The 12,437-nt window shown below is 60.1% G+C and carries 6 protein-coding genes and 1 pseudogene; all 7 read left to right on the forward strand.

Annotated elements, in window-relative coordinates; all coding sequences use genetic code 11:
• Positions 1–266 precede the first annotated feature (266 nt).
• The 7 genes and pseudogenes from DM992_RS09910 (at position 267) to DM992_RS09935 (ending at position 12,287) form a co-directional block, all read left to right on the forward strand.
• On the forward strand, positions 267–9,722 hold the full coding sequence (locus tag DM992_RS09910) for a hemagglutinin repeat-containing protein (protein WP_239511261.1): 9,456 nt from the start codon (positions 267–269) through the stop codon (positions 9,720–9,722).
• Positions 9,719–10,132, forward strand: coding sequence for a hypothetical protein (locus tag DM992_RS41595; protein WP_162631624.1), 414 nt, complete (start codon positions 9,719–9,721; stop codon positions 10,130–10,132). The genes DM992_RS09910 and DM992_RS41595 overlap by 4 nt, the downstream gene beginning before the upstream one ends.
• Positions 10,133–10,172: 40 nt before the next feature.
• A complete protein-coding gene (locus tag DM992_RS41600) occupies positions 10,173–10,418 on the forward strand; it encodes a type IV secretion protein Rhs (RefSeq protein ID WP_162631625.1) in 246 nt (81 codons plus the stop codon).
• The gene (locus DM992_RS09920; RefSeq protein ID WP_111016674.1) at positions 10,415–10,783 is read left to right on the forward strand and encodes a hypothetical protein; all 369 of its coding nucleotides are present in this window, start codon (positions 10,415–10,417) and stop codon (positions 10,781–10,783) included. The genes DM992_RS41600 and DM992_RS09920 overlap by 4 nt, the downstream gene beginning before the upstream one ends.
• A 69-nt stretch (positions 10,784–10,852) precedes the next feature.
• The gene (locus DM992_RS09925) at positions 10,853–11,206 is read left to right on the forward strand and encodes a hypothetical protein (protein ID WP_162631626.1); all 354 of its coding nucleotides are present in this window, start codon (positions 10,853–10,855) and stop codon (positions 11,204–11,206) included.
• Positions 11,207–11,277: 71 nt separating this feature from the next.
• Positions 11,278–11,979, forward strand: a pseudogene (locus tag DM992_RS09930) (POTRA domain-containing protein); the annotation flags it as partial.
• 62 nt (positions 11,980–12,041) lie between these two features.
• The gene (locus DM992_RS09935; protein ID WP_111016676.1) at positions 12,042–12,287 is read left to right on the forward strand and encodes a hypothetical protein; all 246 of its coding nucleotides are present in this window, start codon (positions 12,042–12,044) and stop codon (positions 12,285–12,287) included.
• Positions 12,288–12,437: the final 150 nt, after the last annotated feature.

The following is a 12,437-nucleotide window of genomic DNA, read 5'->3' on the forward strand; positions in this document are numbered from 1 at the left end:
GAATTTTTGAGATGATGGGTGAGGTAATATTCGCGCGAATTGCCGTAGCCAATACCGTCGATATTTGCGACTAATCGAATACGCTGTTTAGTCTGCGTGGTTGGGATTGCCGGTTGGCGTGCTCGTCGCTAATACGAGTGCGGAGAGGTCCCCAGTTCGTCGCTTCTCGGTAACGCTTGACACTTGTTGACGCTGTTCAATTAGATTCCGTGCGATGTTCGAGGCCAGTGAGAGCGGATCGGACGAATCGCGAGTAGACCAAGATCATGAATAAAAACCATTATCGGCTGGTATTCAGCCGCGTACGCGGTATGTTGGTTGCCGTGGAAGAAACCGCCAGTGCATCAGGCAACGCAGGGCGGGGCGAAATCGGTTTCGCCATTCGCTCGCCGCACGTATTCGCAAGCTTCACGCTTCGTCATGTGGCACTCGCCGTACTGGTTGCGGCCGGCGTGATGCCGATATGGGCCAATGCCCAGGTTGTTGCGGGCGGCGCGCATGCTCCGTCCGTGATTCAGACACAGAACGGACTTCAACAGGTGAACATCAACCGCCCCGGCTCGTCGGGCGTGTCGATGAACACGTACAACCAGTTCGACGTACCTAAGCCCGGGATTATTCTCAATAACTCGCCGATTAACGTCCAGACTCAACTGGGCGGCATTATCGGTGGTAATCCCAATTTCCAGGCGGGCGACGCGGCACGTCTGATCGTCAATCAAGTCAACAGCAACAACCCGAGCTTCATTCGCGGCAAAGTCGAGATCGGAGGCGCAGCCGCGCAGCTCGTGATCGCGAATCAGGCCGGCTTGGTCGTCGATGGCGGCGGCTTCATTAATACGAGCAGAGCCACGCTGACAACCGGCAATCCGAACTTCGGGCCTGACGGGTCGCTCACGGGTTTCAACGTCAACCAGGGCTTGATTTCGGTTGTCGGCGCGGGGCTCGACACGACCAATGTCGATCAGGTGGATTTGTTGGCCCGCGCCGTACAGATCAACGCCAAGGCTTACGCGAAGAACCTGAACGTGGTCGCTGGATCGAACCAGGTCGACTACAACACGCTGAACGCCACGCCGATCGCAGGCAACGGCGCAGCGCCCACCATCGCGATCGATGTTAGCCAGCTCGGTGGTATGTACGCGAACAGGGTGTTTCTCGTTAGTTCCGAGAATGGAGTCGGTGTTGCGAACGCGGGCGACATCGCGGCACAGGCGGGTGATCTGACGCTGCAGGCAAACGGTCGTCTCGTGCTCTCGGGCCACACCAATGCGGCCGGCAACATGTCGCTGTCGGCCTCGGGTGGCATCCAGAACAGCGGCGTCACGTATGGCAAGCAATCAGTCACGGTCAACACTGGCGCTGCCGATCTGACCAACAGCGGCGCGCTGACCGCCCAGCAGAACCTGACCGCTAACGTTGGCAGTCTCAACTCGACGGGCACGCTCGGCGCAGGCATCAACGTCGACAGCACGGTCGGCACGAGTGGCGATCTGAGCGTCTCGGGCAGCGGCCAGTTGACCGCGACGGGGACCAACAGCGCGGCCGGCAACGCGACGTTCACCGGTAGCGATGTGAATCTGTCGAACAGCGCGACGGCCGCCAACGGTAACCTCGCGCTGACCGCAACGGCGGGCGATCTGAATCTGACCGGCTCGACCGCCAGCGCCAAGGGCGCCGTGAACGCACAGGCGAGCGGCACGGTCATCAACGACCGGGGTAATCTGTCCAGCGGCGCGGGCATGACGCTGGGCGGCGGCAACCTGTCGAACCAGGGCGGCCGTGCCAATTCGCAAGGCCCGCTGTCGGTGCAGATGGCCGGCACCGTGTCGAACCAAAACGGCATGCTGAGTTCCCAAAGCACGGCCGACGTTCGTGGGAGTGCGATCCAGAACGATGCCGGGCTGATTCAGAGCGCGGGCAAGCAAACGATTGCTGGCGCATCGATCGACAATAGCGCCGGTCGGCTGATTTCCTTGAACGCGGACGGCCTGTCGGTGACGGCAACTGGTGCCGTCACAAATGCGACCGGCACGAACGTGAGCGGCGACCCGGGCGGCGTCATCGGCGGCAAGGGCGACGTCACCGTACAGGGGAACACGGTCACGAACAGCGGTTCGGTGTCGGCCGACGCGAACCTGCACGTGATTGGCCAGAGCGTCGACAACGGCAAGGGTACGCTGCACGCCGGACAGACCACCACCGTCGACGCCGGCAATCATTTTGCGAATGCCATCGGCCGGGTTGAGGGTCAAAGTGCCGTGTTGAACGGCGCGACGCTGGACAACTCCCAAGGCACGGTCAATGCGGCGGCGGTCTCGCTGAACGGTTCGACGCTGCTGAACCACGGCGGTACGGTCACGCAGACCGGCACCGGCCCGATGACGGTCGCCATCACCGACACGCTGGACAACTCGAATAACGGTCTGATCCAGACGCGCAGCACGGATTTGTCGCTCGCGCCTGCTGCGCTGATCAACGACAACGGCGGTACGATCACGCACGTCGGCACGGGCACGCTGACGGTTGGTAACGCTTCAGGCTCCGTCAGCAACAAAGCGGGCTCGATTGCCAGCAACGGCCGAACCGTCCTGCAAGGAAAGACGATCGATAACTCGGCCGGTTCGGCGTCTGGCCAAACGGGCCTGAGCGTCAATGCGGCCGACTCGATCGCGAATACGAGCGGCAAGCTCACGTCAAACGCCAATGTCGACGTGACCGCGGGTGGTGCACTGGTCAACGACGGCGGCGAACTCGGTTCGAAAACGGCCACGACGGCGATTCACAGCGCCTCGCTGTCGAACCTAAGCGGCAAAATCGTCTCCCCCACCCTGACGGCCACCGTCGCCGGCCTGATCGACAACAGCCAGAACGGCGACATCGAAGGCAACCAGCTTGCGTTGACGGCAGCGAACCTGAAAAACCAGGGCGGCCACATTTCGCAATGGCAGAGCGGCCCGACGACACTTGCTGTCTCTGGCACGCTCGACAATTCGAATGGCGGCGTCATCCAGACCAACAGCACGGACCTGACGCTCGCACCGGCCGCCCTGGACAACTCGAAGGGCACTATCACGCATGGCGGCACCGGCACGCTGACGCTCACGCCCGGCAACGGCGCGGGGGACTTGAGAAATATCGGCGGCACGATCGGCTCCAACGGACAGGCCATCGTGAAGGCCGGCAACCTCGACAATGGCAGCGGGGTTATCGCGGCGAGACTGGGCCTGTCGGCGACGATCGCCGGGGCCGTCAACAACGCCCAGGGCCTGATGCGCTCGAACGCCTATCTATCGATTTTCAGCAACGGCGCTTTGTCGAACCAGCAGGGGCACATCGAAGCGGGCCAGGTGGGCGACGCCAGCACCCTGACGCTTCAGGCGACCTCGATCGACAATACCGACGGCGCGGTGCACGACTTCGGCAGCGGCGCGATGAACGTGCAAGGCGGCAGCCAGATCGTGAACAGCCATGCGGGCGGCGTCGCCGGCATGGGGCAGATGACCGGCCTGGGTGATGTGACGATCGGCGCCAGTTCGATTTCGAATACGCAGGGCGGCCAGTTGATGGGCGGATCGCTCCATGTCAAAGGCGATACGGTCGACAATTCCGGCGGGCAATTGGGCAACGTCGCGAACTCGACTGGCGACGTGGTTGCTACGACGACGGGCGCGATCTCGAACGCCAATGGTTCGATCAGCTCGACGCGCGACCTGTCGGTAGCGGCTTCCACGCTGCTCGGCGGCGGCACGTACAGTGCGGCGCGCGACGCGGCGATTAATCTGCAAGGCGACTTCACGACCACGCCGCAAACGCAGTTCAACATCGGTCGTGATCTGACGTTCACGTTACCGGGCACGTTCACGAACAATGCGGACCTGCAATCGGTCCACAACCTGACGGTAAACGCCGGCAACATCGTCAACACGGGCGCGATGACGGCCGGCAGCCTGCTCAGTACGCATTCGGGCGACCTGACGAACTATGGCGCGATGGTCGGCGGCAGCGTCGCCATCCAGGCAAGCGGAACGGTGTCGAACCTCGGCCCTGTCGCGCTGATCGGCGCATCGGACACGTCGGGCCTGCTCGAAATCCTCGCGCACGACATCGAGAACCGCGACGACACGACGCTGGGCGATTCGATGCCGACCACGACGATCTTCGGGCTTGGCAAAGTGGCTTTGGCGGGTGGCAAGGACGCGAACGGCAACTATACGAACGCAGCGTTGATCAACAATTCGTCAGCGGCGATCCAATCGGGCGGTTCGATGGAACTGCACGCCGACAAGGTCACGAACACGCGGCGCGTGATGCAGACCTCGGGCGATACGACCCAGGTCGATCCGGCACTGCTGCGACAGCTCGGCATCAGCATGTCGGGGTGCGCCGCTTACTACATCGCGGCCTGTAGCGGTCAGGACGTGCACTGGATCAACCTGTTCCACGATCCGAATTACCCCGATTACGATCCCGCGCCCATCATCGCCGCGCTCAAATTGCAGCCGGGCGGTGTATTCACCGTTCCACCGAACGGCGGCCAGTGGAACAGCGGTTATCAGTACACGACCTACGAGAGCAAGGCGGTCGCTAACACGGTGACGAAACTGAGCCCGGGTGCGCAGATCGCGTCGGGCGGCGACCTGGACGCGTCGACGGTCAAGACATTCCAGAACTACTGGAGCAGCGTGACGGCGGTCGGCAACATCAAGCAGCCCGCGAGCCTCGATATGGACGGCTGGGGCGCGACGGGCCAGCAAGCGCCGGGCGTGACAGTCACGTATTCCGGCTACTACCACTACAACAACTACGACAACTCGGAACACAACTGGACCTTGCCGTTCGGCGACAAGCCGTTCGTCGGCGGGCCAGGCGGCTATACGCAGGCCGCGCCGGCTGACGTGCGGCAATACAGCCTGCCCGACTACCGCTCAACCTGGGGCGCGAACGGCACGATCTCGGGCAACGGCGTGAGCGTGAACAACACGGCGGCCAATGCGACCATTCCGTCGCTCGGCCTGCTGCCCGGCCAGGCCGTGCCGGGGCTGACGATCGGCACGGTCAGCGGCAACGCGAGCGGTACGCAATCGGGAGGATCCGCGATTAAGGGCGGCACGCCCACCTGGGTCGATCCGGTGATCGCGAGCGCGACGGCCGTGAACGTGTTGAGCAACCTGACGATTCCGCAAGGCGGCCTGTACCGGCCGAATCCTGCCCCGAACCCGACGTACCTGATCGAGACGAACCCCGCGTTCACGCGGATGAACAATTTCCTGTCGAGCGACTATTACCTGAACCAGATCGGCGTGAACCCGCTGACGACAGAAAAGCGCCTCGGTGACGGGTTCTACGAGCAGCAGCTCGTGCGCAACCAGGTCACGCAACTGACGGGCAAGGCGGTATTGGGGCCGTATACGGACCTTCAGGGTATGTATCAGTCGCTGATGCTCGCGGGCGCGGAATTGTCGAAGTCGCTGAACCTGCCGCTCGGCATGAGCCTGTCGGCGCAGCAGGTGGCCGCGCTCACGACCAACGTGATCATCATGCAGACCGAGACGGTCGGCGGCCAGCAAGTGCTCGTGCCGGTCGTGTATCTGGCGAAGGCCGATCAGCAAAACTCGAATGGCCCGCTGATCACGGCCGGCAATATCGACTTGAAGAATACGCAGGTCTTCACGAACAGCGGAACCGTGAAGGCGGATGCGACGCTCGCGCTTCAGGGCAAGCAGATCGACAACGCGTTCGGTGCACTGCAAAGCGGCGGGCTGATGTCGCTCGACACGACGGGCAATGTGGATCTCACGTCGGCCAACGTGAAGGCCGGCAGCCTTGACCTGAACGCGGGCAACAAACTGATTCTGGATACCGCGACGCAGACGACGCACCAGGTCAGTCGCGACGGCGCGACGAGCGACAAAACGACGCTCGGGCCGGCCGCGAACCTGAACGTGGCCGGCGACGCGTCGATCAAGACCGGCGGCGACTTCCAGCAGAACGCGGGCAACCTGAATGTCGGCGGGAACCTGAACGCCAATATCGGCGGCAACTGGACGCTTGGCGCGCAGCAAACCGGCGAACACAAGGTCGTGCAGCGCGCGAACGGGGTGTCGGATACGGACCTCAACAGCGCGACCGGCAGCACGGTGAACGTCGGCGGCAAGTCGGCCATCGGTGTGGGCGGCGATCTGACCGCGCAAGGTGCGCAGCTCGACTTCGGTCAGGGCGGCACGGTTGCGGCCAAGGGTAACGTGACCTTCGGTGCGGCGAGCGTCACGTCGACGATCAACGCCAACAGCTCGGGCGACCAGGGGAGTCGCAGCTATGCGGAAACCCGGCATGGGTCGGACCAGGCGCTGACCGGCACGACCGTCAAGGGCGGCGATACGCTGAATGTGGTGTCGAACAAGGACATCAACGTCATCGGCAGCACGATCGATCTGAACAAGGGCGATGCGAATCTGCTGGCGGCCGGCGATGTGAATGTCGGGGCCGCGACCGAAACGCATGTGTACAACTCGCGCGAGACGCATAGCCGCAGCGGCGTCGTGAGCGGCACGAAGATCGCCAGCAGCCAGGATGCGACCAGCACGGTGGCGAACGGCAGCCTGATTTCGGCCGACGGCGTGTCGATCGGCAGCGGCAAGGACATCAACGTTCAGGGTAGTACGGTCGTCGGTACGCACGATGTGGCGCTGAACGCGGCGCACGACGTGAACGTGACGACTTCGCAGGACACCAGCCAGTCGTCGACCACCTATCAGGAACAGCACTCGGGCCTGATGTCGGGCGGTGGCCTGTCGTTCTCGGTCGGCAACAGCAAGCTCGCGCAACAGAATCAATCGTCCAGCGTGACGAACAACGCCAGCACGGTCGGTTCGGTCGACGGCAATTTGACCGTCAACGCGGGCAATACGCTGCACGTACAAGGTAGCGATCTGGTCGCGGGCAAGGACGTGACCGGCACGGCGGCGAATATCGTCGTCGATTCGGCAACCGACACCTCGCACCAGGCGCAACAGCAGCAGACGAGCAAGAGCGGGCTGACTGTCGGCCTGTCGGGCTCAGTGGGCGATGCGATCAACAATGCGATCAGCGAGACCCAGGCCGCGCGCGAATCGGCGAAGGACAGCAACGGGCGCGCATCGGCGCTGCACAGCATCGCGGCGGCCGGCGACGTGGCATTTGGCGGCATGGGTGCAGCAAAGCTGCTGGACGGTGCCAAGGGACCGCAGGCCCCGAGCATCGGCGTGCAGGTCAGCGTTGGTTCGAGCCATAGCTCGATGCAGTCGTCGGAAGACCAGACGATTCAGCGGGGTTCCAGCATCAATGCGGGCGGGACCACGAAACTGATCGCGACGGGCAACGGTACGCCGAAGGACGGCAACATCACGATCGCGGGCTCGAACGTGAACGCTGCCAACGTGGCGTTGATCGCGAACAACCAGGTCAATCTCGTCAACACGACCGATACCGACAAGACGCAGAGCTCGAACTCGTCGTCGGGGTCGAGCGTCGGCGTGTCGATCGGCACGAACGGCATCGGTGTGTCCGCGTCGATGCAGCGCGCACATGGCGACGGCAATTCGGACGCGGCGATCCAGAACAACACGCACATCAACGCCAGCCAGACCGCGACCATCGTAAGCGGCGGCGACACAAACGTGATCGGCGCGAACGTGAACGCGAACAAGGTGGTGGCCGACGTGGGCGGAAACCTGAACGTGGCGAGCGTTCAGGATACGACCGTGAGCGCCGCGCATCAGTCGAGCGCGGGCGGCGGCTTCACGATCAGCCAGACCGGTGGCGGGGCCAGCTTCAGTGCGCAGAACGGCCATGCAGACGGCAACTATGCGGGCGTGAATGAACAGGCAGGCATCCAGGCCGGTGCTGGCGGGTTCGACGTGACCGTGAAGGGCAACACCGACCTGAAGGGTGCGTATATTGGCAGCACGGCCGATGCGTCGAAGAACAGCCTGACGACCGGCACGCTGACGACCAGCGACATCGAGAACCACTCGCACTACAGCGCGAACAGCGCGGGCTTTAGCGCGGGTGCATTGGTCGGGCCGAGCAACAAAGCAGTTGGCCCGTCGTCGGTATCGGGCTCGGGCGGCGTCACGCCGATGGTGTTCCAGAACGACAGCGGCGACCAAAGCGCGACGACGAAGAGCGCGGTGAGCGCCGGCACGATCAATATCACGAAGCCGGGCGAGCAAACGCAGGACGTCGCGAACCTGAACCGCGACGCGACGAATCTGAATGGGACTGTTTCGAAGACGCCGGATGTTCAGAAAACGCTGTCGCAGCAGGCCGATACGATGAATGCGGCGCAGGCGGCCGGTCAGACGATTTCGCAGGGGATCGGGTTGTACGCTGACGGCAAGCGCAAGGATGCGATCGACGCGGCCAAGGCCGCTTACGAGCGCGGCGACCTTGTTGCGATGCAGTCGTACATTGACCAGGCGAAGAGCTGGGACGAGGGCGGGGCGTCGCGTGCGGAATTGCAGATGGGCGGTGGTGCGCTTATCGGCGGGCTCGGCGGCGGCAGTGCGCTCACGGCAATCGGCGGCGCAGCGGGTGCCGGCATGTCGTCGCTGCTGGCTGGACAGGCAGAGAAGATCAGCAAGTCGGTCGGCGATTCGACCGGTTCGTCGCTGGCCGGCAATATTGCTGCGAACGTCGCGGCGACAGTCGGTGGTGGACTGGTGGGTGGCAGTGCGGGCGCGGCGATGGCATCGAACGTCGAGCTTTACAATGCAGGCAACGACCCCCAAAAAACGGACGACCGAGCGACAATCGCGGGACTGCAGGGGCTGCTCAATCGGACTGCTGCGATGGCTTCGGATGCCAAGGCCGGTGTCTGGAACGGAATGGTCAACGTCGCGGGCGTGATCGTCAATATTCCGAACGGCGGGCCATTCGCGTCGCCCGGTGATCCGGGCTATGTCTCGCTGGATGGGCTGAAGAAGCCGTATAAATCTGGGACTTCAATCGGCCCGGATACGGAATTCCTGACGCCTATCTTGGCGACGCTGGGTCTCGGCGGCAAAGCGGCAGTTGGAACTGACGCGGCGGCAACATCGGCGGATGTCGCCACGGTCGGCGGCGGTGCGCTGAAGAATGCGAGTGGTGATCTCTCCGCAGCAGCGAATTCGGCGAGAAATCAGCCGTATGGTCAGGGAGCAAGTGCCAGTCGCTCTCCAGGAACCCAGACGGTGACCAGTTCCGGAAGTGGCATCTCGTCCTCACAAAATACTACGTCGACAACTGCGGTAGGGCCAGGGACTCAATATTCGGACGGTCTTGCGTACAGGTTTGATTTGCCGGACCATCTCGTGGGTCCTGATGGCTTTACGAAATCCGGACAGTTGAGTGGAACGCACAATCTGGAGAGTGCCACTACCGCACTGAGCGCTAAGGGCGCGACCTATAATTTAACATCGACAGGAACGCCGGGTATCTCCGAGATGCAATACACCTACACCAATGCTTCCGGGAAAGTGGTGACCGGCTCAAAAACTGTGTACGACCCTGCGGTGTACAGCGATCAAGCTATTTTGAATATGGCTCAAAACGCTGGTCAGCGTGGGTATGCGTTATATCTGAAGGATACGTCGCAGAGGATATTTGATGTGAGCCAAAATGGTGTAAATTTTCGAGTATACATCAATACCGATCCGAAGACGGGGGCGTCATTCGTAGGCAATGTGCATCCAATTAAGTGAGTGAAAAAATGGATTATTTTAATGAGGCGTTTGGCGGGTTTAATCCAGAAAGTGATAAGGACGCAGCGCTAAAATTTAGTCTCTGTGTGTTGGTGCTCGATAGCAGGATGCAGGAGCTGCTTCAGTTAATCGAAGGGGCTAATGATATTGGTGGTGTTGAGGGTGATCCGGGGTGGATTATTGAGCGCCGAGAGGGTGATGATGTTGTCGGGTATGAAGGGTGGCCAAATGGAGCTGAATTCAGAGCTTTCGTCGATCCAAATGAGTATTCACTTTCTCATCCAGAGTTCTTCGTTGATCGGCGGACATTTATTCGGTACGTTGTTGCGCTGATGAAAGTTTATAGACGTCGTCATCATGACGAAACAGATGTGGTGCGTCGCATCGCGGAGGTGATTGGAATATCTTGACGCATCGCGGTGACGGACACGAAGTTCAGTGGACTGATGGATGACCATCTATCGCGATGGTGCCCGGATTGGCACCGGGAGTACTGCTAGTACTGCTGATGCGGTTTGCTATGAAGCCGAGACTGGGAGTCCAGCCGATGGTGTTTTCCATACTCGGAAAGTGCAAGATTATTCAACGGCGCTGCAAGAATGGTTCGCGTCAAATCTAGATGCTGCATTCAGCGATCGTTCGGTAGCGCAGAACGATCTGAGAGATCTCCAGAATGCATTGAAAGGAAGGCGATGAACACATGGAAAGATTTTGTTGGCGATTTGATGAAAATAGAATCTCTTCGGCTGGCTAGAGATGAGGCTGTCGAGAATTGGGGGGCAGACATTCCTACTACGCTCCTCTTCGGAAGGCTGGGAAAGAGCGTGGCCGAAAGATTCGACGAATATTCCCCCGAAGACAGAGCTTATATCTTCGATACTATCGAGCGGGGGATGAGGTCAAAGAGCGTCGATCTGAAGACCTTTGTTGCAACGGGCCTATTGGAGTCTCTCTATACGCAAGCACGTGGGGATGATGCCTTTTTGACGCGTATGGAAGTGCACCTTGGGAGTGTGTCAAGAGCGCACTTGAGAGATTGGGGAATGTGGCATCAATCGTAATTATTTGTTGCTACAAATACAGGTGCTTATCTATCTGACAGGGCTGTTGTCCAGTTAAGTGGGCAGAAAATGGCAGGATCGATAGTTATTTCTAAGGATGTGCGTGTTTCGGTGAGTACGGGGCAGTTTGGTTATCTGATTGATCGAATCGGTGGTCGATTTGACTCGTCGGGTATGCATGTTAAGGCTAAAGTTTACCTTCCTATGGATGAGGGAGGGATGACGTTTGTCTCTACGGAATCGTTGAATCCGAGTGAGTTGGTGATTTTTTTGAAAACCGTGATGCAAGCTAAAAATGCTTCTCAGGATGAGGAATCGTTCGCCATGTACGAGGATCTATGGAATCAGTTGATTGAGAAATTGCGACAGGATGCTCGTTTCATCGACTTCGGTGGATTGGATAAATTGGGGCATTGGTGCTAATTGATGGTCGAGTGGTGTGTCTATAGCGGGCCAATTTTTTTGCGGCCTATCTTCGCGAATCAAAAAATTAAATGAAAACGACCAGACGGCTGGCGGTTTTACCAATCACTACTCTGATCACGCTTGCTGCGCAAGCACAACAGGCGCCGTCTCCCAGTGACCAGGCCGCCGCTGCCCGCGCGAACGCCGAGCAGAATCAGCAAGCTCAGCAGCGCCGTGATGCGCTGCAGCGAGAAGCCACCGTGCAAGCGCCGGGCGTGCGCTCGGACGTGCCGCGTCCGGAAGCCTATCCCGTATTGCCGACCGAAACACCATGCTTCCGGATCGATCATTTCGCGCTCGACGTGCCCGACTCGCTACCGGCCGCATCAAAGGCGCAAGGCGCGTCAGCATTGCCGATGGACCGCTTCGCCTTTGCGCGCGACTGGCTTGCGCACTACGCCGGCCAATGCGTAGGTAAGCAAGGCGTCGACCTGATCGTAAAGGGACTATCGCAAGCCATCCTCGCACGCGGCTACATCACGACTCGCGTACTCGTGCCGGAGCAGGATTTGTCCACTGGCACATTGAAGCTTGCCCTGATTCCGGGCGTGATCCGCCACGTGCGTTTCGAGGACGAGAAGTTGCGCGGAACGTGGAAGACCGCTTTCCCGACTCGCGACGGCGCCGTGTTGAACCTGCGCGACATCGAACAAGGGCTTGAGCAGATGAAGCGCGTTTCAAGCCAGGATGTGTCGATGCGGATCGCACCGGGCGACATGCCTGGCGACTCGGGCTCAAAAAATGTTTGATAATCTCGGAATAACCAACATCACTGTGAAGGTGGTCCCGTCAAATGGAAAATAAGTACCTCGCAAGAATAGTTGTCGATGTTTCGATATTTTTGGAATATTCTGATGAGAACATCATCGATCCGGATGCATCAATGGAGTTGTTGGAGCAAATTAGTAGTGAATTGCAAAAAATGACGGATGCTGAAAGAGCTTCTCTGTCGAAGAGTATCCGTGAATTGGCGCCGCAATATGGTCCGAGAGCGAATTTCGTGACCGACCTTCCGTCAAATTTGGGAATTTCAGTGTAGTGATGAATTCGCGGTGCCTATCAGAGTGACACCGGGTTCGCCTCCGTCGGTTCCTACCGCATATCCGATACGAGGTGCGAAATGAAGTGGGGTCATGCGCATGAAGTCGAGGGACCCGAGCAACTACTATATAGGGTTCTTACATGGGTG

Source organism: Burkholderia sp. JP2-270 (assembly GCF_003233675.1).
GTDB classification, from domain to species: Bacteria; Pseudomonadota; Gammaproteobacteria; order Burkholderiales; family Burkholderiaceae; genus Burkholderia; species Burkholderia pyrrocinia_C.